The organism is Nonomuraea sp. NPDC049480, from assembly GCF_044465905.1.
Taxonomy (GTDB): domain Bacteria; phylum Actinomycetota; class Actinomycetes; order Streptosporangiales; family Streptosporangiaceae; genus Nonomuraea.
Map to the genome: position 1 here is coordinate 51,712 of NZ_JBITMD010000015.1, position 20,636 is coordinate 72,347.

Sequence of the window (20,636 nt, forward strand, 5' to 3'; positions counted from 1 at the left end):
CCTCTAGTCCTCGCCGCGCGGCGTCCCGTACACCTTGGGCTCGAAGTAGCCCTCGGGTTCGGGCACGAACGGCTGGCGCGGGCGCGGCACCTCAGCCGCGCCCGCCTTCAGCTCTTCGCGCAGCTCGCGTACGTTGTCCCACAGCCCGCGCCGCCACGCGACGCCCAGCACCACGGCCGAGCCCGCGAACAGCCATGGCGCGCCCTGCGTCAGCGACGAGTAGAGGCCGAGCGCCAGCGACTGGACGATCGACACCGAGCCGAACGCCCGCCCGAGCTCGACGAACAGCGTGGCGCAGAAGAACACCAGCGGCGGCGCCACCACCAGCGACAACAGCTCGCGCCGGTTGACCAGCAGCACGCCCAGCAGGCTCGACGCCACGAAGGCCCCGCCCACCAGTTGCTCGATGTCGAACAGCGCCGTCAGCACGTAGCCCGCCAGAGTGGCCACCAGGGCGAGCGCGATGGCGCCGCGAGCGGTCAACCTGACAGCCGGGCGCCTGCTCTTCTCACCCACCGGACCGCCCCCCATCATTGGCCCCCGTTCACTGCGACCCGTGGGCCAACTTACCGTTCGAGCCGGAGAGCAGAGGCGACGTTTCGAGTAGTTCGGGGGAGGCCAGGGGTCTCGGGAGGTCTTCGAGCATCTCGGGAGAGTCGAGATCGCCGTCGACGACCCCCAGGTCGTGCAGCTTGCGCGCGGTGACCAGGACGCGGCTCTCGAGCGAGCCGACCGACTTGTTGTACGCCTCCACGGCCCGCGTCAGCGCCTTGCCCAGCGACTCGACGTTCCTGCCGAGGGACGACAGCCGCTCGTACAGCTCCTTGCCCAGCTCGAACACCGCCCGCGCGTTCTCGCTCAGCGCGGCCTGCTGCCAGGCGTAGTGCGCGGTGCGCAGCATGGTGATCAGCGTGGTCGGGGTGGCGATGTGCACGCGGCGCGTCATCGCGTATTCCAGCAGCCCCGGATCGCGTTCGAGCGCCGGCGCCAGGAACGCCTCGCCGGGGATGAACAGCACCACGAACTCCGGCGACGGGTTGAACGCCTGCCAGTAGGCCTTGGCGGCCAGCCGGTCGATGTGCTCGCGCACGTGCCTGGCGTGCGCGTCGAGGCGGACCGTGGCCAGCGACTCGTCCGACGCCTCGGCGGCCTCAAGATAGGCCGCCAGCGAGACCTTGGAGTCGACCACGATGTTCTTGCCGCCGGCCAGCCGGACGACCATGTCGGGCCGCATCGAGCCCTCTGTGACCTGCTCGTCGAAGTCGCAGAAGCGCTGCATCCCGGCGATCTCGGCGACCCGGCGCAGCTGAAGCTCCCCCCACCGGCCGCGGGCCTCCGGCCGCTGCAGGGCTCTGACCAGGGCGGTGGTCTGGGAGCGCAGCTGCTCGTGGCTCTGGCGGACGAACTCCATCTGCTTGGCCAGCTCGGCACGGGCGGCCCGCTGGCCGGACTCGGTGTCGCGCAACTGCGCCTCGACCCGCGCCAGAGCGTCCTTCAGCGGCTCGACCAGGTGCTCGACGGCCTGCTTACGCTGCTCGAGATCGCCCGCGGCCTCGGCGCGGCTGGCCGAGAGCCTGGTCTCGGCCAGCTCCAGGAAACGTATGTTGTTGACGTCGAGCGCCCGCGTGGACAGCGCCTGGAAGCGCTCGGCCAGCTGCTCCTCGACGTAGACGAGCTTCTCGGCCGCCGCCTTGGCCCGCGCGTCGGACTCGGCCACCCGCACCGCCGCCCGCGTCCTGGCCACCAGGAACCCGACGAGCAGCCCGACGGCGAGACCGATGAGAAGCGAGACGACGTCCACTTCATCGATGATGGCAGGACTTCGGCACGTCGTTCCCGCCCGACACGCTCGTTACGCCCAGCACGTAGACTTGGGGTCCGTGAGTGAGCGGAGCGAGCGAACCATTAGACACAGCAGTCAAAGACTCATGCGACCGACGGAGTCGGGCGCATGAGTCTCTCCATAGGCATCGTCGGCCTGCCCAACGTCGGTAAGTCCACGCTGTTCAACGCGCTGACCAAGACCGGCAACGCGCTCGCCGCGAACTACCCGTTCGCCACCATCGAGCCCAACGTGGGCATCGTGGGCGTGCCCGACGACCGCCTGCCCGTGCTGGCCGAGATCTTCGGCTCGGCGCGCATCCTGCCTGCCAAGGTCGAGTTCGTCGACATCGCGGGCCTGGTCAAGGGGGCGTCGGAGGGGCAGGGCCGCGGCAACCAGTTCCTGTCCAACATCCGCGACACCGACGCGATCTGCCAGGTCATCCGCGTCTTCACCGACCCCGACGTCACGCACGTGGACGGCGACATCTCTCCCAAGCGCGACATCGAGACCATCAACTTCGAGTTGATCATGGCGGACCTGCAGACGCTCGAGAAGGCCATCCCGCGCCTGCAGAAGGAGGCGCGCAACGTCAAGGACAAGAAGCCCGTGCTGGAGGCGGCCGAGGCCGCGAAGGCGGTCCTGGAGACCGGCAAGACCGTCTTCGAGAGCGGCCTGGACCGCACGGACCTGCGCGACTTCCACCTCCTGACGGCCAAGCCCTTCCTGTACGTGTTCAACCTCGACGCCGACGAGCTGACCGACACCGCGCTCAGGGAGCAGCTGTCGTCGCTGGTCGCCCCGGCCGAAGCGGTCTTCCTCGACGCCAAGATCGAGTCGGAGCTGGTCGAGCTCGACGAGGAGGAGGCCCTCGAGCTCCTGCAGTCGGTCGGCCAGGAGGAGTCGGGGCTGCGCCAGCTGGCCAGGGTCGGCTTCGAGACGCTGGGCCTGCAGACCTACCTGACGGCCGGGCCGAAGGAGACGCGCGCCTGGACGATCCGCAAGGGCGCCACCGCGCCGGAGGCGGCCGGCGTGATCCACACCGACTTCCAGCGCGGCTTCATCAAGGCCGAGGTGATCTCCTTCGACGACCTGGTCGAGGCGGGCTCGATCGCCAACGCCCGCGGGGCCGGCAAGGCCCGCATCGAGGGCAAGGACTACGTGATGCGCGACGGCGACGTGGTGGAGTTCCGCTTCAACGTCTGAGCCGGCTCAGCCCTTGGGGCGCTGCTGCAGCAGCGCAGCCAGCTCGGCCAGCTCCGGCCAGTCGGCCGTGCCGGTGATCACCAGTGTCACCTCGGGCAGGACGCGCACCAGCGAGCGCTGGTTCTTGTCCTCGCGGTAGCGCTGCTCCCACGCCACCCCGCCGACCTGCTGCGTGCCGACGGCCTTGTCGGAGTTGGCCAGGCGGCTGGCGAACCCGGCGGCCGGCTGCTCGTTGCTCTGCGCGAACATCGCGTGCTCCCTCTTGGCCGTGGCGTAGCCGAGATAGAGCACCTGGGCGCCGCTCTCGCCCTTGGCGATCCTGTTGCTGTTGGGGACCCAGCCGGGCGGGTCCTGCCGCGGGGCCCACACGCCGTACGGCACCGAGTGGCCGAAGTTGGCGACGGTGATCGAGTAGTCGCGCCGCGGGATGTGCTCCTGCCCGCCCTGCGGAGCGACCAGCAGGAACAGCCCGGCGCCGGCCAGGCAGACGAAGAGCGCTACCGCGTAGCCGTAGAAACCTTGGGTGAACCGTCGCACAGTTGGCGAGGTTACCCGCTGGAGGAGGCGGTCGCCGAAGCGGCCGGGCGGATCTGCCCGATGATGGCGAGGACCTCCTCGGCCAGGCCGCGGTCGCCGGTGCGCACGACCTCGGACACGGCCGCGGCCAACGCGCCGGTGACGACCACGACCAGCGCCGGCTCGTCCTCGAACAGCGCCGCGTTGAGCTGCGCCCACTTGCGCAGCCGGTCGCGCATGACCACGTCGAAGCCGGGCGGGCCGTCGCCGCGCAGGAACAGCGCGGCCGTGTCGCGCTCCTCCAGGCAGCCGTCGAGGTAGGCGCGGGCGGCGCTGATGAACACGCTCATGGGGTCGCTCTCGCCGCCGGCGCGGGTCGCCCTGGCCGCCTGCTTGGTCCTCTGCGACTGCCTGGCCTGCCACTCCTCGAACAGCGTGAGGTAGAGATCGGCCTTGCCGGAGAAATGGTGGTAGAGGCTGCCCACACTGGCGTCGGCCCTGGCCACCACGTCGGTCACGCCGGCCTCGGCGAAGCCCTTCGAGACGAAGACCTCCCTGGCGGCGGCGAGCAGCGTGCTGCGCGTCGCCGCGCCCCTCTCGGACGTGCGCGGCTGGGCCACCACGTTTTCCACATCGCTCATTCGCCCCTCCTCCACGGCGCGGCGCCTTGCTCCATGGTGGAGGAAAGATCCTTGACGCGCACCCGTTCTGCGATATGCAGCCGCAATTCGAAGCTTACGAGCTAGTCAGGGCACATGAGTAAGCCGGGCCGGGCAGATTATCCCCCTCTGACCGGGAAGTGAAGGGCAACTACGATCGAGAGAGTTGTCTACGAGGAGGCCAATGATGTCCGATTCGGTACCGGCGCCGCTCGCGACCGGCGAGCACGCCCCTGATCGAAACCTGGCTATGGAGCTCGTCCGGGTCACGGAGGCGGCCGCGATGGCCGCCGCCCGGTGGGTCGGCCGGGGCGACAAGAACGGCGCCGACGGCGCGGCGGTGAACGCCATGCGCCAGCTGATCAACACGGTCTCGATGAACGGCGTGGTGGTCATCGGCGAGGGCGAGAAGGACCATGCCCCGATGCTCTACAACGGCGAGCACGTGGGCGACGGCAGCGGCCCGGACTGCGACGTGGCCGTGGACCCCATCGACGGCACCCGGCTGACCGCGATGGGCATGCCCGACGCGGTGTCGGTGATCGCGGTGAGCGAGCGCGGCTCGATGTACGACCCGTCGGCCGTGTTCTACATGGAGAAGCTGGTCACCGGCCCAGAGGCGGCCGACGTGGTGGACATCGAGGCCCCGGTGTCCGCCAACATCAACGCGGTGGCCAGGGCCAAGCACTGTTCGCCGTCCGACGTGACGGTGGTCGTGCTCGACCGGCCCAGGCACGAGCGGCTGGTCAAGGAGATCAGGGAGGCGGGCGCGCGCATCAAGTTCATCACGGACGGCGACGTGGCCGGCGCGATCATGGCGGCCCGCGCGGGCACCGGCATCGATCTCATGCTGGGCATCGGCGGCACTCCCGAGGGCATCGTGGCGGCGTGCGCGCTCAAGTGCCTGGGCGGCGTGATCCAGGGCAAGCTGTGGCCGCGCGACGACGCCGAGCGGGCCCGGGCCCTGGACGCCGGTCACGACCTCGACCAGGTGCTCACCACCAACGAGCTGGTCGACTCCGACGACGTGTTCTTCGCGGCGACCGGCATCACGCAGGGCGAGCTCATGCAGGGTGTACGGTTCCGCGCCGGCGCCGCGATCACGCAGTCGCTGGTGATGCGCGGCCGTTCGGGCACGATCCGCAAGATCGAGAGCGAGCACCAGTTGTGGAAGCTGCGCGCGTACAGCGCGATCAACTTCGACACGCCGGGCTAGCGGCGGCGCCTGCGGCGGGGCGGTTCCTTGACCTTGACCTCGCCGGCGAAGTTCGTGGTGCGCACCTCGACCACGGGCGCGCCCGGCTCGGTCGGCTGTTTGGTCAGGCGGACCGTCTTGTCCTTGGCGACCCTGATGACCTCCAGGTCCTCAGGCACGTGGATCTCCAGCCCGCCGAAGACGAGCGTGGCGTGGATGACGATCCGGTGGTTCTGCAGGATCGCGTCGCGCAGGTCCAGCTTGGTGGTGCCGAACATGGCCGTCACCGCGAGCTCGGCGGGCACCACCCAGCGCCCGCCGCGCTGCTCCTTCCTGAAGAACGCCGACACGGGCCGGCCGTCCAGGTTGAGCGGCTGCTCCTCGGCCGGCAGCAGGTCGGTCGTGAGCTGGGCGAGCTCGCCCAGCGTACGCGCGGAGTAGAGGACACCTAGCCGTTCCTCGAGCTCCTCCAGGGTGAGCCGCCCGTCGGCGTGCGCGTCCTGGAGGACCTGCGCGATGCGCTCGCGGTCGGTGTCGGATGCGCGTAGCTCGTGCGGCTTCGGCACGTCGCCCGCGGCGGGTGGGCGGCGGGCCGACACGAATTCCTCGGCCAGGCGCTCTCCGACTTCCTGCAGCTTCGGCAACCAGGATCCCGCGCGTTCGTTCACACTTCTGACGATATCCGGCGACCGCCCGTTTCGCTTGCCCCTAATCGGCCACTACTAGTGGATTCGCGCGAGCAATCCGGCGGTTTCCTCTGCCAGGTCCTCGTTCGCCTCGGCGTGGCGGTCGAGCAGAGCGAGGACCTCGTCCGGCGCGCACTCTCATGAAATTCTTGGAATCACCGCGCACACTCTCCCTGTTGACACAGACACAGGGAGGTGTACGTGCATCAACCAGCACGATGGGGACTCGGAGCGGCAGGCGCGGGCGTCGCGGTGATCATCGGCCTTGAGCTGTCGAGCCTCGACGAGATGAACCCGATCAGACGGACGATCAGTGAGCACGGGCTCGGCCCCGACGGCTGGATCTTCGGGCTCGGGGTGGGCCTGCTGGCGGCCGGATCGGTGGCCATCGGGGTGTCGCTCGCGCGTAAACGGCTCGCCGGGATCTTCGGCACGATCGCGCTCATGGGCTGGAGCGTGGGGCTGTTCCTGGCGGCGTGGTTCGAGAAACACGACTGGTCGGTGGGTCCGAGCACGAGCGGCAGCATCCACCGGATCGGCAGCTTCATCGCGTTCCTGTGCCTGCCGCTGGCAGTCATGATCATCGCCCGGCCGTGGCGGCGCCGGGAGCGGTCGCGGGCCACGCTGGTGGCGTTCGGGCTCGGGATCTGCTCGGTGTTGTGGGTCGTGGGCATCGGCGCCGTGATGATGATCGGGGCCCAGAACGGGATGCCGTGGTACCGCGTCATGCCGCTCGGGCTGGTGGAGAGGGGACTCGCCGTCACGGAGGTCGCCGCGCTGCTCGCCCTGGGGGTGTGGGGCGCGGCCGAACAGCTCGGCGAGGAGGCCGCCCCGGTGATGACCGCTCAGGGGCGCAGCAGCGTGATGAGGTCGTCCACGTAACCGCTGAAGACCGCCGCCATGTCCACCTGGTCGGGGTCGATCAACCACTGCGTCTGCAGGCCGTCCATCATCGCGATCAACCGGTCGGCGTGCGCCTCGGCGTCCAGGCCGGCACGGAACTCGCCGCGCTCGGCGCCCCGGTGCAGCGCCGCCGCCATCTGGGCGCGCAGCCGGCGGTAGCGCCGCCTGGCCCACTCGTGCCCGGGGTGGTCCGGCGTCACGGCCTCGCCGCTGATCACAGAGAACAGCTGCACCAGCCCCGGCACCCGCGAGTTGTACTCCACCACGCGCACCAGGCCGCGCAGCGCCTCGATCCCCCCGGCCGACGTGATGTCGAACTTGCGTACGTCGAGCTCGTCCCGGTAGTCGAGCACCGCGACGAGCAGCCGTTCCTTGCTCCTGAAGTGGTGCAGCAGACCCGCCTGGGACAGCTCGACGCGCTCGGCGATGCGGGCCAGCGACGCGCCCCGGTAGCCGTTCTCGGCGAACTCCATGAGCGCGGCGGCCAGGATGCGCTCCTTGCGTGCCTCACCCGTCGCGTAGCCCCGTTTCACCCCGGCACCCTATCTTCCCGATCTTCCCGCTGGCGCGATGGCCGGGCCTGCCGCTAACCTGACCCCGCCTCACGTTTGATCTCCCCCCAATCAGGAGGCCGCCGTGCCGTCCCAGCGTGACCGCCAGGCCCGCGTCGCCACGTACGTCGTCTACGCCGTGCAGGGCCTGTCATTCGCCTCGTTGCTCATCCAGGTCGCCAACCTCCAGGCCAAACACGGGCTCGACGAGGGCACGCTGACGCTGCTGCTGCTGATCGTGCCCGTGCTGGCGGGCGTCGGCAGCGTGGCGGCGGGCGCGTTCGCCGCCCGGATGGGCAGCAAGCTGCTGCTGCGCGTCGCCCAGCCCGCCGTCGCCGTCGCCGTGGTCCTGGCGGGACTCGCGCCCAGCGTGCCGCTGCTGGTGCCGGTCCTGCTGCTGTTCGGAGTGGCGGTGGGCGCGGTGGACGCGGGCATGAACATGCAGGGCGTCGCGGTCGAGCGCAGGTACGGCGTCCAGGTGCTCAACGGTTTCCACTGCGTGTGGAGCGTGTTCAGCATGGCCGCCGCGCTCTGGGCGTCGGCCGCCGCCGGCCTCCCGTTGCCGCTGGTCATGGCGGCCCCCATGGTCATCGCGGTGGCCGGCTCGCTGTACGCCGGGCGGGACCTGTGCACGAAGGAGGAGGAGACGGCCGACGGCGCCGCGGCACCGGTCGGCGGCACGTTCCCGTGGCGTCCGATCATGCCGCTCTGCCTGGCCATGGCCTTCCTGTACGTCGGCGACGCCGCGGTCTCCAACTTCAACACCGTCTTCATGAAGGACGTGCTGGGCGCGAGCGCGAGCGTCGTCCCGCTGGCCTACGCCGCGTACCAGGCGGCCACGCTGGTCGTCCGGCTCGGCGGCGACTTCGCGGCCAGGAAGTACGGCCCCGCCGCCATCGTCAGGATCGGCGGCCTGATCGCCACGCTCGGCTTCCTGGGCGTCGTGCTGGCCCCGAACCAGCCCCTCGGGATCGTCGCGTTCGCCCTGACGGGGATGGGGCTGGCGGTGGTGGCGCCGCAGTCGTTCTCGGCGGCGGGCAAGCTCGACCCGGCCGGGACCGGGGTGGCCATCGCCCGCGTGAACCTCTTCAACTACGTCGGCTTCATCGTCGGCGCGGCGCTGGTCGGCGGCATCGCGGATGCCGCCGACATGCGGGTGGCGTTCGTGGCGCCGCTGGTGCTGACCGCCGTGATCGTCGCGCTGGCCCCGGGCTTCCAGCCGAAGCCGGCCACCGAGCCGCACCGGGCATAGGCGGCCTTCCTCAGCCGGCGGCTTGTCCCGACATCCTGACCTTCAAACCGCGTACGGCGTCGGCGGCCTTGTGCGCCGGCAGCCGTGCGAACCCCACGACGACCGCCGGCGGCCCGGGGAACTCCCGCATGGGCCCCACCGGCTCGGCCGGCACGCCGAGTGCCTGCGCGGCCCGCGCCACCTCGTGCTCGTCCCAGCCGCTCGGCAGCTCCAGGTACGCGTGCAGGCCCGCCTCGATGCCCTTGACCTGTACCTTCGGCAGCTCCTCCGCCAGCGCGGCGACCAGGGCGTCCCGGCGGCGGCGGTATTCCCTGCGCATCCGCCTCAGATGCTTGTCATAACCGCCGGTACGCAGGAAATGGGCCAGCGCGTACTGATCGATGACCGGCGAGCCCAGGTCCAGCTCGCCCCGCGCCCGCCGGATCGCCTCGGCCAGGTCGGGAGGCGCCGCCACCCAGCCCATCCGCAGCCCCGGCGCGAGGGCCTTGCTGACGCTCCCGGACAGGACCACCCGGTCCGGTGCCAGGCCCTGCAGGCAGCCGACGGGGTCGCGGTCGAAGCGGAACTCGGCGTCGTAGTCGTCCTCCAGGATCGTGCGGTTGCCCGCGTACGCCCACTCCATCAACGCGGCCCGGCGCGAAGGGGACAGGACCACGCCGGTCGGGTACTGGTGCGCCGGAGTGACCAGCACCGCGTCGCCGCCGAGCCGCCGTACGTCCAGCCCTTCCTCATCCACGGGCACCGGGACCAGGTACGCGCCCGCCCGCCTGAGCAGCGGCGCCTGGCGGCTGCTCCCGGGGTCCTCGACGGCCAGCCGCAGCCCTCGATGCCGGCCCAGCACGTGCAGGACCAGGCTGAGGCCCTGGGCCACGCCGCCGACGACGACCAGATTCTCCGGCCGCACGTCGGCCGCCCTGACCCTCCTGAGGTAGCCGGCCAGCTCCTCGCGTAGCTCGGGAACCCCGCCCGGGTCGCCGTAGTCGAGCGCGTCGGAGGGAACGGTGGTCAGCACGTGCCGCACCGACGCCAGCCAGTGCTCCCGGGGGAAGTGCGCGAGGTCGGGTGAGGTGGGGCGGTGCCCGTAGTAGGGGCCGGCCATCGCACGCCGCACCGGCCTGGCGCGAAGGGGCGCCCCCTTCGGCGGCCTGCGCGCGGCGCCCACGGCGTTCTTGGGAGTGACCTGGGTGCCGGCGCCCACCCTGGAGACCAGGAAACCCTCGGCCACGAGCTGCTCGTACGCCTCCACCACCACGCCCCTGGAGACCTGGAGGTCGGCGGCGAGGTCGCGGGTCGCGGGCAGGCGCGTGCCCGGGGCCAGCCTGCCGCCGCGGATGGAGTCGCGCAGCTCAGACGCGATCTGTCCAGCTATGCCCCCCCTCTCGCGATCTATCTGGATATGGAGGTCAGCCATATTGGTCCTGTCTTTCGGCGGGACATTGGACTGTTTATGCGAACCATTGTCTCCCTAGCATCCTTCCCATGAGAAACGGCATATTCGGCGCCGCCTCGGCCATGTTCCTGGTAGGGACGCTGGCCGGGGTGTCGGGACTCGTCGGCGCGTACCCCATATACGGCGGGCAGGCCGTCCGGTATCTCGTCGCGGCGGTGATCCTGCTCCTCATAACGTGGGCTCTCGGCCTGCGGTTCGTACGGCTGACGCTGCGCGAGACCCTGTGCCTCGGCGGACTCACCCTGCTCGGCCTCGTGCTGTTCAACGTGTGCGTGGTGGAGTCCACCCGCGCCTCGGGCCCCACGCTGGTAGGGACGGTCCTGGGCACCGTCCCGCTGTGGCTGGCGCTGGCCGGCGGCCGTCCGGCGCCCCGGCTGCTGGTCGGGGCAGGCGTGGTGGTGGCCGGGGCGACGCTGGCCACCGGCCTCGGCACCGGCAACCTGACCAGCCTGCTGTGGGCGCTCGGCGCGCTGGTGGGCGAGGTGAGCTTCTCCCTGCTGGCCATCCCGCTGCTGCCGAGGCTCGGTGCGATCAGGGTGTCGGCGTACTCGACGGCGCTGGCCGTGCCGATGCTGCTCGTGGTGGGGCTGGCCGATGAGGGGACGGCCATGTTCAGGGCGCCCACGACAGCGGAGGTGCTCGGGTTCGGCTACCTGGCCGTCGTGATCACGGTGCTGGCGTTCTTCCTCTGGTACACCGCGCTCCCCAAGCTCGGGCCGGGACTGGCCGGGCTGTTCGCGGGGCTCATCCCGGTGGGCGCGATCGTCACGGGAGTGGTGCTCGGGGTGGCCACGCCCACCGTGTACGACCTGCTGGGGGCGGGATTGGTGATCGCCGGCATCGTGGTCGGCCTCACGGCCGGCCGGTCACCCGCGGGCCTCGGCCGGCTCACCCACGGCAATGCGGGCCATCCCCTGGTGAGGCGGCGGATCCCAGCACGACTGCGGCGGAGGGGCGCGTAATCTCTAGGGAAATCGAAAGGATGGACATGGGCGAGTTCGACTACACCGACCTGCTGCCGCTGGGAGCCGATGAAACCGAGTATCGGCTGATCACGACGGAGGGGGTGCGGAAGGTCGAGGCGGCTGGGCGTACGTTCCTCGAGGTCGCCCCGGAGGCGTTGCGGCTGCTCACCGAGACGGCCGTGCACGACATCTCCCACTACCTGCGGGCGTCCCACCTCGCCCAGCTCAGGAAGATCGTCGATGACCCCGAGTCCAGCGGCAACGACCGCTTCGTGGCGCTCGACCTGTTGAAGAACGCCTCCATCTCGGCCGGCGGCGTGCTGCCGATGTGCCAGGACACCGGCACCGCGATCGTCATGGGCAAGCGCGGCCGCCACGTGCTGACCGACGGGCGCGACGCCGAGCACATCACCCACGGTGTGTACGACGCCTACACCCGCCTCAACCTGCGCTACTCCCAGATGGCCCCGCTGACCATGTGGGAGGAGAAGAACACGGGCAACAACCTCCCCGCCCAGATCGAGCTGTACGCCGAGGATCCGAACGGCCACCCGGACGAGTACAAACTGCTGTTCATGGCCAAGGGCGGCGGCTCGGCCAACAAGTCGTTCCTGTACCAGGAGACCAAGGCCGTGCTCAACGAGAAGCGAATGATGGCCTTCCTGGAGGAGAAGATCCGTTCGCTGGGCACCGCGGCCTGCCCGCCGTACCACCTGGCCGTGGTCGTGGGCGGCACCTCCGCCGAGTACGCGCTCAAGACCGCCAAGTACGCCAGCGCCCGCTACCTCGACTCGATCCCCACCGAGGGATCGCCGTCCGGGCACGGGTTCCGCGACCTGGAGATGGAGCAGAAGGTCTTCGAGCTGACGCAGAAGCTGGGGATCGGGGCGCAGTTCGGCGGCAAGTACTTCTGCCACGACGTCCGCGTCATCCGCCTGCCGCGCCACGGGGCCTCCTGTCCGGTGGCCATCGCCGTGTCGTGCTCGGCCGACCGCCAGGCGCTGGCGAAGATCACGCCGGAGGGCGTCTTCCTGGAGCAGTTGGAGACGGACCCGGCGCGCTTCCTGCCGGAGACGACCGACGACCACCTGTCCGACGATGTCGTAAGTATCGATCTCAACCGGCCGATGCAGGACATCCTTGCCGAGCTGACGAAATATCCGGTCAAGACCCGGCTGTCCCTCACCGGTCCGCTCGTCGTCGCCCGCGACATCGCGCACGCGAAGATCGCCGAGCTGCTGGACAACGGCGGCGAGATGCCTCAATACCTGAAGGACCACGCGGTCTACTACGCGGGTCCGGCCAAGACGCCCGAGGGCTACGCCTCCGGCTCATTCGGTCCCACGACGGCCGGGCGGATGGACTCGTACGTCGAGCGTTTCCAGGCGGCCGGCGGCTCGATGGTGATGCTGGCCAAGGGCAACAGGTCGAAGCAGGTGACGGAGGCCTGCCAGAAGTACGGCGGGTTCTACCTGGGCTCCATCGGCGGTCCGGCGGCCAGGCTGGCGCAGGACTGCATCAAGAAGGTGGACGTGCTGGAGTACCCCGAGCTGGGGATGGAAGCGGTGTGGAAGATCGAGGTGGTGGACTTCCCGGCGTTCATCGTCGTCGACGACAAGGGAGACGACTTCTTCACCGACCGGACCGGACCGGTCCTGACGATCGGGCGCCGCTGAGCGGAGGCTGACGCGAGAGGGTGCCGGGTGGTCCTTTACGCCGCTCGGCACCGGCGTCGGAAGCGGGGGTCAGGCGGCCAGTTGCATCGGCGCCCGGTGCGGCGCCACCACGGTGCCGTCAGGCAGGAGCAAGCCTGTGTCATCGAACAGCACGACACCGTTGCACAGAAGGCTCCAGCCCTGGTCGGGGTGGGACGAGATCACGTGCGACGCCTCACGGTTCGGCGAGTCGGCACTGGGACAAGCGGGATAGTGACTGCACATCGCGCACCTCTCAGATTGCGCTGATTCTGAATGGTCAAAAGGGCAGCTTGCGCCCCGACGGCGTGCGAAGGTCCAGCGAGATCGCGCTCGGCTTCCTCGGCCGGCGGCGAATCTGTGTCTGGCGCATCTTCATCACGTCCTTCAATAGCTGTTCGTTAGTTGTCGAGCTCTGGATGTACTCCCAGTGTGACGAACGGCACTGACACTTTCGGCCGTCTCCGGGAGTTCGCCCTCTGTTCTTGGCTCTACCATGCCCCCGCCCCCTTACGGCACCCTTACAACTCGCTGACGGCCCCTTATAGTTCCCTGTCAGCCGGCCGGCCGTACGCGTGAAAGTCCCCTAGTAGGCATCATGCACATTTCCGCGTGGCACGTGTGTGCCGGCCGACACATCCGCGGTGAGCTGCGGGAAAGCGGGGCCTCCCAGGCGTGCGCGGGCGGCCGTGGCCGCCCCCGCGCCGGAGCCGGCCATCCGGCGACTTCACCCACTCGATGGGCCTGAAGAAGACGTTCGCCTTCAACCTGCCGGGGCACATGCCGCACTCGACCTTCTGGGAGAACCTCTCCCCCGACGGCGGCGACCGCCCCGGCGGAGCGCTCAGTGACGCCGTCGGCGAGCACTCCGGTACGTTCGGCGCCTTCCGGCGGCTGCCCACCGCCACGTCGGCAGTGCTCATGCTCGACGCATGGGAGCACGCGTACTACCTTCAGTATCGGAACGTGCGCCCCGACTACGTCGAGAAACTGGGGGCCTCATCAACTGGACGGATGTGGCCGGGAGGTTAGCTGACGTGACGAGTCAGGCGGGTTGACTTAAGTTCGCAACAAATTATCGGCCGCGCCTCTACTGGTCGGTTTACACAAATAGGTAAGCTGCCAGGCATGCGTGCGCCCTCCGGTTACCTCCTCGCCGCGCGCTATCGGCTTCTGGAGCCGGTCGGCCGCGGCGGCATGGGCACCGTTTGGCGGGCGCATGACGAGCTGCTCAACCGCCACGTGGCGGTCAAGGAAGTGCGACTGCCCGCCGTGCTCGACGAGGAGCTGCGTGCCGAGCTGTGCGCGCGTACCGAGCGTGAGGGCCGGGCTACCGCGATGGTCGCTCATCCGTCGGTCATCACCGTCTTCGACGTGGTCACCGAGGACGACCGGCCGTGGATCGTGATGGAGCTGCTCCGGGCCAAGTCCCTGGAGCAGCTCATCCAGGAGGAGGGCGCGCTGGAGCCGCGCAGGGTCGCCGAGATCGGACGGCAGATCCTCGGCGCGCTGCGGGCCGTGCACGCCAAGGGCATCCTGCACCGCGACGTCAAGCCGAGCAACGTGCTGGTGACCGAGGACCGCGCGGTCCTCACCGACTTCGGCCTGGCCGCACTCGAAGGTGAGGTTTCCATCACCCAGGCGGGCATCGTTCTGGGGTCCGCCGGTTACATCGCCCCCGAGCGGGTGCTCGGCTCCAAGGCCAGCCCCGCGGGCGATCTGTGGTCGTTCGGCGCGACCCTCTACACCGCCGTCGAGGGCAGGGGCCTGCACGGCCGCCGTACGGCCGCCGCCGCGCTCGCGGCGTTGACCAGCGGCGAGCCGATCCCGATGACCAAGGCGGGCCCGCTGGCCCCCGTGCTCGACGCGCTGCTCAGGATCGACCCGCAGACCAGGCTCGACTCCGTACGCGCCTCGCTCATGCTGGCCAGGGTGGCCGCGGGAGGCTCGGCCGAGGAGCCGCTGACCCCGCGCAGGTCCGCACGTTCCGGGCCGGTGATCACGTCCCCGTCTTTCACACGCAGGCCCGCGCACCGCGGGCTCCACCGGGCGGACGTCACCACGGCGACCATGTCCGTGCCCGCGCCCCGGCAAGAACGCAAACCCGGCGAGGGCGTGCACAGGAAGCGCGTTGAACCGCGGCCCACGCTGTCGGCTTATGCTCGCTTCAAAGCGACGGTGATAAAGTTGTGCCTTCCTCGGCGGTTCTGGCCAAGAGAACTTCGCAAGCGAGGGTAAAGCACTTCCCAAGCGAGAATCGATATCTTCGTCTCATGCCGGAACAGCAGACACGCCTGCTCGCGGAGCGCTACGAGCTCATCGCCCCCCTCGGTCGGGGCACCATGGGCACCGTGTGGCGCGCCCGCGACCGCGCGCTCGGGCGCGAGGTGGCGGTCAAGGAAATCCGCCAGGACTCGGGCTTGACCGAGGAACAGCGGACCGAGCTGCGCGAACGCATGGTCCGCGAAGGCCGCCTCGCAGCGCGGATCAACCACCCGTCCGTCGCCTCCATCCATGACGTGCTGATCCACGACGACAGTCCGTGGATCATCATGGAGCTCATCGAGGGCCGCTCGCTGGAGCAGGTCATCGAGGAGGAGGGGCCGCTGCCGCCGCGGCTCGTGGCGGAGATCGGCGTCGACCTGCTCGGCGCCCTGCGGGCCGCGCACGCGCGCGGCATCACCCACCGCGACGTCAAGCCGGGCAACGTACTCATCACCGAGCGCGGCCGGGTGGTGCTGACCGACTTCGGCATCGCCAAGGCCGAGGGCGACTCCCGGCTGACGAGAACGGGCATGGTGATCGGCTCCCCCGGTTACACGGCCCCGGAACGTGCCAGGGGCGAGTACACCGGTCCCGAGTCGGACATCTGGTCGCTCGGCGCGACGCTGTACTTCGCCGTCGAGGGGCGGCCGGCGTACGAGCGGTCCACGATCGCCGAGACGCTGGCGGCGCTGCTCAGCGAGAGCGCCGACCCGCCCACGCAGGCGGGGCAGCTGCGTCCCGTGCTGAACGGGCTGCTCACCAAGGACTACCGGCAGCGGCTCGGCGCTGCCAAGGCGGAGACCCTGCTGCGCATGGTCGCCGACACCCCGACGAGCGAGATGCCGGTGGTCACGGCCGAGGCTCTTATGGCGCAGGAGGCCGCTTTGCCCGACCCATTCGCCGCTCCGGAGACCCCCGCCGGCCCGGGAGCTCCCGGCCCCGGCGGTCCGGGATCCCAAGGACCCGGCGTCGGCGGTCCCGCCAGGCCCGGAATGCCCGGCCCTGGCGCTCCCGCGGGTCCGGCCGGTCACGGCCCCGGCGCCCGCGGCCAGGGCCCCACCGGGCGCGGCGTACCGGGCCCGGGCGGGCCTGGTGTACCGGGCTCGGGGCAAGGACCGGGATCTGGTCCTCATGGGCCGGGGTCCGGTCCACAAGGGCGAGGAACGGGATCAGGGCCGCAGGGTCCGGTGCGCGGGCCGAACGCGCCGACCGTGCCGCAGGGACAGCAGGCGGCATCCATGAGCCCCGCAGCGGGCGCACGCGGCACTGCCGCCCCGGGCGGCGGCGCTGGTCAGGGCGCCGGTCCCGCAGGGCAGGGCGCCGGTCCCACGGGGCAGGGCGCCGGTCAGGCGGGCCAAGGCGCGGGGACCGGGCAAAGCGCCGGTGCGAGGCCGGGCGGCGGCCAGGCCGGGCCGGCCGCGCAGGGGACCACGCCCGTGCCGCGGGCCGGTGGGCCTGGGCAGCCGGGCGGAGGGCCGGCCGCGGCGGGCTACGATCCCGAGCGGACGGTGAGCATCGCGCGGCCCAAGGGGCCGTTCCCCGCGGGGCCGGAGCAGGGCCCGCCGCCCCAGCAGCCGGGCGACGAGGGCGCCATCACCACGATGCGCATCCAGACGCCGCCGAGCGGTTCGCCGGGCCAGCAGGTCTATCCGCTGCCCACGCCTCCGATGCAACAGCAGCACGGCATGCCGCCGGGCGCCCAGCAGCACGGCCAGCCGGGGCAGCCGGGCCAGCCAGGCCAGCCGGGGCCGGGGCAGCCGGGACAGTACGGGCCACAAGGGCAGCAAGGTCAGCAGGGGGTTCACCAGGGGAAGGGCCTGGGGACGGATCTGTTCGCCATCGCCGGCCAGCCGGAGCAGAAACCCGCGGGCAACCGCAACGGCATGCTGGTGCTCATGGCGGTGGCCGCCGCGGCCGCCGTGGTGATCGCCGTGCTCATCGTGGCGCTGTTCTCCAGCTGACCCGACCACCGGCTGCTCCATCCGATCGGCGGCCGACCACCCGCTGATCGGCGGAGGTCGTGGTTCAGACTGGAAGTCATGAGCGAGTTCAGAATCGAACATGACTCGATGGGCGAGGTTCGTGTGCCCGCAGGTGCGAGGTGGCGTGCGCAGACCCAGCGGGCAGTGGAGAACTTCCCGATCTCGGGACGGCCGCTCGAGCCGTCCCACATCGCCGCGCTGGGCCTGATCAAAGCGGTCGCCGCCGAGGTCAACGGCGAGCTGGGCGTGATCGACAAGGACATGGCCGAAGCCATCGCGCAGGCGGCCGCCGACGTGGCCGACAACGAGCACGACGACCAGTTCCCCATCGACGTGTTCCAGACTGGCTCCGGCACCTCGTCGAACATGAACGCCAACGAGGTCATCGCCACGCTGGCCGAAGAGCGGCTCGGCCGGCCCGTCCATCCGAACGACCACGTCAACGCCTCGCAGTCGTCCAACGACGTGTTCCCCACCTCCATCCATGTCGCCGCCGCCACCGAGGTGATCTACCACCTGGTGCCGTCGCTGCAACACCTGGCGACCGCGCTGCGGGCCAAGGCGATGGAGTTCGACGGGGTCGTCAAGTCGGGGCGTACCCATCTGATGGACGCCACGCCGGTCACGCTCGGCCAGGAGTTCGGCGGGTACGCCACGCAGATCGAGCACGGCGTCAACCGCGTCAAGGGCGCGCTCGTCCACGTGGTGGAGCTGGCCCTCGGCGGCACGGCCGTCGGCACCGGCATCAACACGCCGCCCGGCTTCGCCGAGAAGGCCGTCGCCAAGCTCAGCGAGGCCACCGGCATCAAGTTCGCCGAGGCGCCCGACCACTTCGAGGCGCAGGGCGCGCAGGACTCCATCGTGGAGCTGTCCGGGCAGCTCAAGGTGGTGGCCGTGTCGCTGAACAAGATCGCCAACGATCTCCGCTGGATGGGCTCAGGGCCGCGGGCGGGGCTCGGCGAGATCAACCTGCCCGACCTGCAGCCCGGCTCGTCGATCATGCCGGGCAAGGTCAATCCGGTGATCCCCGAGGCCACGGCCATGGTCGCGGCTCAAGTGATCGGCAACGACGCGGCGATCACGTTCGCCGGCGCGTCCGGCACCTTCGAGCTCAACGTGCAGTTGCCGCTCATCGCGCGCAACATCCTCGAGTCGATCAGGCTGCTGGCCAACGTCTCGCGGCTGCTCGCCGACCGCTGCGTCACGGGCATCACGGCGAACACGCAGCGCATGCGCGAGTACGCAGAGTCGTCCCCGTCGATCGTCACGCCGCTGAACAAGTACGTCGGCTACGAGGAGGCCGCCAGGATCGCCAAGCAGGCACTCGCCGAGCGCAAGACCATCCGCGAGGTCGTCGTCGAGCGCGGCCACGTGGCCGACGGCACCCTGACCGAGGACCAGCTCGACGCCGCGCTCGACGTGCTCTCAATGGCCCGCCCTAGGCCCTCAGAGACCGCGTGGCGTGCCCCCAGCGGGTGAGCAGGGACAGGGCGGCACCGGAGTCCACGGCGTCGGCTGCGCGCTTGTAGGCGCCGGCCAGGGCGGGCGTGAGCTCGTTCTCGAGCGGCGTGCCCTCGGCGGCCACGACGGCGGCGGCCGCGTTCAGCAGGACGATGTCGCGCACCGGGCCCCGCTCGCCCGACAGGACGGTCCGCGCCACGGCGGCGTTGTCCCGCGCGTCGCCGCCGCGCAGGTCGTCGAGGCGGGCGCGCGGGATCGACAGGTCGGCGGGATCGAAGGCGGTACGTGTGACGGTGCCGCGGCGTACGACCCAGATGGTCGAGGGGCCGCAGGTCGTCAGCTCGTCGAGCCCGTCGTCGCCTCTGAAGACCAGTGAGGAGCCGCCGCGCTCGGCCAGGACCCCCGCGATGACGGGCGCCATTTCGGAGTGGAAGACGCCGACGGCCTGCGCCGGGGGCAGGGCGGGGTTGGTGAGCGGGCCCAGGAAGTTGAAGACCGTGGGGACGCCCAGCTCGCGACGCGGCCCCGCGGTCCGCCGCATCGCCGGGTTGAACGCGGGCGCGAAGCAGAACGTGATGCCGATCTCTTCCGCGATGTCCACCACAGCGGCCGGCGGCAGGTCGATGACCACGCCCAGCTCCTCCAGCACGTCGGCGGCTCCCGCCTTGGAGGTGGCGGCCCGCCCGCCGTGCTTGACGACTTTCACGCCCACGGCGGCGGCCACGATGGCGGCCATCGTGGAGATGTTCACGGTGTGGGCACGGTCGCCGCCGGTGCCGACGAGGTCCACGGGGTCGCCGGAGACCCGGATCGCGGCTGATCTGGTCAGCATGCCGTCGGCCAGCCCGGATACCTCCTCCACGCTCTCGCCCTTGGCCCGCAGGGCGACGGCGAACGCGGCGATCTGGGCGTTCGTCGCCTCCCCGGACATGATCTGCTCCATGGCCCAGGCGGCCTGGCGGGAGGTGAGCGACACGCCTTCGAGGAGCATGGCGAGCAGGTCGGCCCAGGTGGTGGTGGTGTCGGTCACGATGAGCGCCCCTTTCTTCAGAGCTCGACGGGGGCGCGTACAGATACCGACGGCCGCCTCGTCGAGGCGGCCGGTGTGCGTATGCGCTGGGAGGTCCGCCTAGGAGGCGGGCCACCACTGGAGCGAATACGCGATCATGTGTCCAAAGATAGCAGACTCATTGATCCACATAGGGAGGCACCGATCTATGTCGCCGGCACCCATGCGTCCCGGCGCGGCCACCGCCTAGGGTTCGGGGTATGGCGAAGGAGCTGACTGGGCGGACCGCGCTGGTGACGGGGGCCGGGGGCGGCATCGGGGCGGCCTGCGCGCGCCGGCTGGCCGCGGCCGGGGCCAGGGTGCTGGTCGTCGACCTGCGGGCCGAGCCCGCCGAGAAGGTGGCCGCCGAGCTGGGCGGCGCGGCCGTGGTGGCCGATCTGAGCGATCCCGGGTTCGTGGCCGCGCTGCCGGACGAGCCCGTCGACATCGTGGTGAACAACGCCGGGTTCCAGCACGTCGCGCCGATCGAGGAGTTCCCGCCCGAGGTGTTCGCCACGATGCTGCGCGTCATGGTGGAGGCGCCGTTCCTGATCGCGCGGCGGGTGCTGCCCGGCATGTACGCCAGGGGCTGGGGGCGGTTCGTGAACATCTCGTCGGTGCACGGGCTGCGGGCCTCGCCGTTCAAGTCGGCGTACACGGCGGCCAAGCACGGGCTGGAGGGGTTTTCCAAGGTCGTGGCGCTGGAAGGGGCGCCACACGGGGTGACCTCGACCTGTGTCTGCCCCGCGTACGTGCGGACCGGGCTGGTCGAGGCGCAGATCGCCGACCAGGCCACGGTGCACGGCATCGAGCCTGACGACGTCGTGGAGAACATCATGCTGCAGCCCGCCGCGATCAAGCGGCTGATCGAGCCCGAGGAGGTGGCCGAGCTGGTCGCCTACCTGTGCGGGCCGAGCGGCGCCTTCATCACCGGCGTGTCACTGCCGGTGGACGGCGGCTGGACGGCCCGCTAGTGAGACG

The 20,636-nt window shown here is 70.6% G+C and carries 20 protein-coding genes; 11 read left to right on the top strand and 9 right to left on the bottom strand.

Features of this window, described 5'->3' with window-relative positions; translation table 11 throughout:
• Window positions 1-3: 3 nt before the first annotated feature.
• Together ACIBX3_RS35650 and rmuC are read right to left on the bottom strand one after the other, a co-directional pair.
• Window positions 4-483: a DUF6542 domain-containing protein gene (locus ACIBX3_RS35650; RefSeq protein ID WP_397124898.1), complete on the bottom strand. Its 480-nt coding sequence runs from the start codon at window positions 481-483 to the stop codon at window positions 4-6.
• Window positions 484-544: 61 nt separating this feature from the next.
• Window positions 545-1,801, bottom strand: a complete 1,257-nt coding sequence (gene rmuC / locus ACIBX3_RS35655) for a DNA recombination protein RmuC (protein WP_397124900.1) — start codon at window positions 1,799-1,801, stop codon at window positions 545-547.
• 150 nt (window positions 1,802-1,951) lie between these two features.
• Between rmuC and ychF the strand changes: the two genes are divergently transcribed.
• On the top strand, window positions 1,952-3,028 hold the full coding sequence (ychF, locus tag ACIBX3_RS35660) for a redox-regulated ATPase YchF (RefSeq protein ID WP_397124902.1): 1,077 nt from the start codon (window positions 1,952-1,954) through the stop codon (window positions 3,026-3,028).
• A 6-nt stretch (window positions 3,029-3,034) separates the two neighbouring features.
• Here ychF and ACIBX3_RS35665 read toward each other — a convergent pair whose 3' ends face one another.
• Both ACIBX3_RS35665 and ACIBX3_RS35670 read right to left on the bottom strand, forming a co-directional pair.
• A complete protein-coding gene (locus ACIBX3_RS35665; protein ID WP_397124904.1) occupies window positions 3,035-3,565 on the bottom strand; it encodes a DUF4245 domain-containing protein in 531 nt (176 codons plus the stop codon).
• Window positions 3,566-3,576: 11 nt separating this feature from the next.
• Window positions 3,577-4,185: a TetR/AcrR family transcriptional regulator gene (locus ACIBX3_RS35670; RefSeq protein WP_397124905.1), complete on the bottom strand. Its 609-nt coding sequence runs from the start codon at window positions 4,183-4,185 to the stop codon at window positions 3,577-3,579.
• 205 nt (window positions 4,186-4,390) lie between these two features.
• Here ACIBX3_RS35670 and glpX point away from each other — a divergent pair, with 205 nt between their 5' ends.
• Complete coding sequence (gene glpX, locus ACIBX3_RS35675; RefSeq protein WP_397124907.1) at window positions 4,391-5,419, top strand: class II fructose-bisphosphatase; 1,029 nt, start codon at window positions 4,391-4,393, stop codon at window positions 5,417-5,419.
• Here the strand turns inward: glpX and ACIBX3_RS35680 are convergent.
• The gene (locus ACIBX3_RS35680) at window positions 5,416-6,066 is read right to left on the bottom strand and encodes a DUF1707 domain-containing protein (RefSeq protein WP_397124909.1); all 651 of its coding nucleotides are present in this window, start codon (window positions 6,064-6,066) and stop codon (window positions 5,416-5,418) included. The two genes, glpX and ACIBX3_RS35680, sit on opposite strands and share 4 nt — an antisense overlap.
• Window positions 6,067-6,285: 219 nt before the next feature.
• On the opposite strand from ACIBX3_RS35680, the gene ACIBX3_RS35685 reads away from it, so the two are divergent.
• On the top strand, window positions 6,286-6,966 hold the full coding sequence (locus ACIBX3_RS35685) for a DUF998 domain-containing protein (protein WP_397124911.1): 681 nt from the start codon (window positions 6,286-6,288) through the stop codon (window positions 6,964-6,966).
• Here the strand turns inward: ACIBX3_RS35685 and ACIBX3_RS35690 are convergent.
• Window positions 6,930-7,520, bottom strand: a complete 591-nt coding sequence (locus ACIBX3_RS35690) for a TetR/AcrR family transcriptional regulator (RefSeq protein WP_397124913.1) — start codon at window positions 7,518-7,520, stop codon at window positions 6,930-6,932. The two genes, ACIBX3_RS35685 and ACIBX3_RS35690, sit on opposite strands and share 37 nt — an antisense overlap.
• 103 nt (window positions 7,521-7,623) lie before the next feature.
• On the opposite strand from ACIBX3_RS35690, the gene ACIBX3_RS35695 reads away from it, so the two are divergent.
• Window positions 7,624-8,790, top strand: a complete 1,167-nt coding sequence (locus tag ACIBX3_RS35695; RefSeq protein WP_397124915.1) for an MFS transporter — start codon at window positions 7,624-7,626, stop codon at window positions 8,788-8,790.
• 10 nt (window positions 8,791-8,800) lie between these two features.
• Here ACIBX3_RS35695 and ACIBX3_RS35700 read toward each other — a convergent pair whose 3' ends face one another.
• Window positions 8,801-10,201, bottom strand: a complete 1,401-nt coding sequence (locus tag ACIBX3_RS35700; RefSeq protein ID WP_397124917.1) for a PLP-dependent aminotransferase family protein — start codon at window positions 10,199-10,201, stop codon at window positions 8,801-8,803.
• Between the two features lie 68 nt (window positions 10,202-10,269).
• Between ACIBX3_RS35700 and ACIBX3_RS35705 the strand changes: the two genes are divergently transcribed.
• Window positions 10,270-11,202, top strand: a complete 933-nt coding sequence (locus ACIBX3_RS35705) for a DMT family transporter (protein WP_397124919.1) — start codon at window positions 10,270-10,272, stop codon at window positions 11,200-11,202.
• Window positions 11,203-11,228: 26 nt separating this feature from the next.
• A complete protein-coding gene (locus ACIBX3_RS35710; protein WP_397124921.1) occupies window positions 11,229-12,881 on the top strand; it encodes a fumarate hydratase in 1,653 nt (550 codons plus the stop codon).
• Window positions 12,882-12,950: 69 nt separating this feature from the next.
• On the opposite strand, the gene ACIBX3_RS35715 is transcribed toward ACIBX3_RS35710, so the two are convergent.
• Window positions 12,951-13,145, bottom strand: coding sequence for a DUF5999 family protein (locus ACIBX3_RS35715; protein WP_397124923.1), 195 nt, complete (start codon window positions 13,143-13,145; stop codon window positions 12,951-12,953).
• Window positions 13,146-13,637: 492 nt separating this feature from the next.
• On the opposite strand from ACIBX3_RS35715, the gene ACIBX3_RS35720 reads away from it, so the two are divergent.
• The 4 genes from ACIBX3_RS35720 to ACIBX3_RS35735 all read left to right on the top strand — a co-directional run bounded on the left by ACIBX3_RS35720 (window position 13,638) and on the right by ACIBX3_RS35735 (window position 18,625).
• On the top strand, window positions 13,638-13,931 hold the full coding sequence (locus tag ACIBX3_RS35720) for a Fe-Mn family superoxide dismutase (RefSeq protein WP_397124925.1): 294 nt from the start codon (window positions 13,638-13,640) through the stop codon (window positions 13,929-13,931).
• Between the two features lie 96 nt (window positions 13,932-14,027).
• Complete coding sequence (locus tag ACIBX3_RS35725) at window positions 14,028-15,137, top strand: serine/threonine-protein kinase (protein ID WP_397124927.1); 1,110 nt, start codon at window positions 14,028-14,030, stop codon at window positions 15,135-15,137.
• Window positions 15,138-15,172: 35 nt separating this feature from the next.
• Window positions 15,173-17,125 (top strand): serine/threonine-protein kinase, encoded by a 1,953-nt coding sequence (locus ACIBX3_RS35730; protein ID WP_397124929.1) that lies wholly within the window; start codon window positions 15,173-15,175, stop codon window positions 17,123-17,125.
• 78 nt (window positions 17,126-17,203) lie between these two features.
• Window positions 17,204-18,625 carry a class II fumarate hydratase gene (locus ACIBX3_RS35735; protein ID WP_397124931.1) on the top strand — a complete coding sequence of 474 codons (1,422 nt, stop codon included), beginning with the start codon at window positions 17,204-17,206 and terminating at the stop codon, window positions 18,623-18,625.
• Here ACIBX3_RS35735 and trpD read toward each other — a convergent pair.
• Window positions 18,585-19,598, bottom strand: a complete 1,014-nt coding sequence (gene trpD, locus ACIBX3_RS35740; protein WP_397125142.1) for an anthranilate phosphoribosyltransferase — start codon at window positions 19,596-19,598, stop codon at window positions 18,585-18,587. The genes ACIBX3_RS35735 and trpD overlap by 41 nt on opposite strands.
• A 278-nt stretch (window positions 19,599-19,876) precedes the next feature.
• On the opposite strand from trpD, the gene ACIBX3_RS35745 reads away from it, so the two are divergent.
• A complete protein-coding gene (locus ACIBX3_RS35745) occupies window positions 19,877-20,629 on the top strand; it encodes a 3-hydroxybutyrate dehydrogenase (RefSeq protein ID WP_397124933.1) in 753 nt (250 codons plus the stop codon).
• Window positions 20,630-20,636: the final 7 nt, after the last annotated feature.

Coding starts and splice junctions, on each gene's coding strand:
- ychF (WP_397124902.1), top strand. CDS start 1,952: ATGAGTCTCTCCATAGGCATCGTCGGCCTGCCCAACGTCGGTAAGTCC.
- ACIBX3_RS35670 (WP_397124905.1), bottom strand. CDS start 4,185: ATGAGCGATGTGGAAAACGTGGTGGCCCAGCCGCGCACGTCCGAGAGG.
- glpX (WP_397124907.1), top strand. CDS start 4,391: ATGTCCGATTCGGTACCGGCGCCGCTCGCGACCGGCGAGCACGCCCCT.
- ACIBX3_RS35700 (WP_397124917.1), bottom strand. CDS start 10,201: ATGGCTGACCTCCATATCCAGATAGATCGCGAGAGGGGGGGCATAGCT.
- ACIBX3_RS35705 (WP_397124919.1), top strand. CDS start 10,270: ATGAGAAACGGCATATTCGGCGCCGCCTCGGCCATGTTCCTGGTAGGG.
- ACIBX3_RS35710 (WP_397124921.1), top strand. CDS start 11,229: ATGGGCGAGTTCGACTACACCGACCTGCTGCCGCTGGGAGCCGATGAA.
- ACIBX3_RS35715 (WP_397124923.1), bottom strand. CDS start 13,145: ATGTGCAGTCACTATCCCGCTTGTCCCAGTGCCGACTCGCCGAACCGT.
- ACIBX3_RS35720 (WP_397124925.1), top strand. CDS start 13,638: ATGGGCCTGAAGAAGACGTTCGCCTTCAACCTGCCGGGGCACATGCCG.
- ACIBX3_RS35725 (WP_397124927.1), top strand. CDS start 14,028: ATGCGTGCGCCCTCCGGTTACCTCCTCGCCGCGCGCTATCGGCTTCTG.
- ACIBX3_RS35730 (WP_397124929.1), top strand. CDS start 15,173: ATGCCGGAACAGCAGACACGCCTGCTCGCGGAGCGCTACGAGCTCATC.
- ACIBX3_RS35735 (WP_397124931.1), top strand. CDS start 17,204: ATGAGCGAGTTCAGAATCGAACATGACTCGATGGGCGAGGTTCGTGTG.
- trpD (WP_397125142.1), bottom strand. CDS start 19,598: ATGCTCCTCGAAGGCGTGTCGCTCACCTCCCGCCAGGCCGCCTGGGCC.
- ACIBX3_RS35745 (WP_397124933.1), top strand. CDS start 19,877: ATGGCGAAGGAGCTGACTGGGCGGACCGCGCTGGTGACGGGGGCCGGG.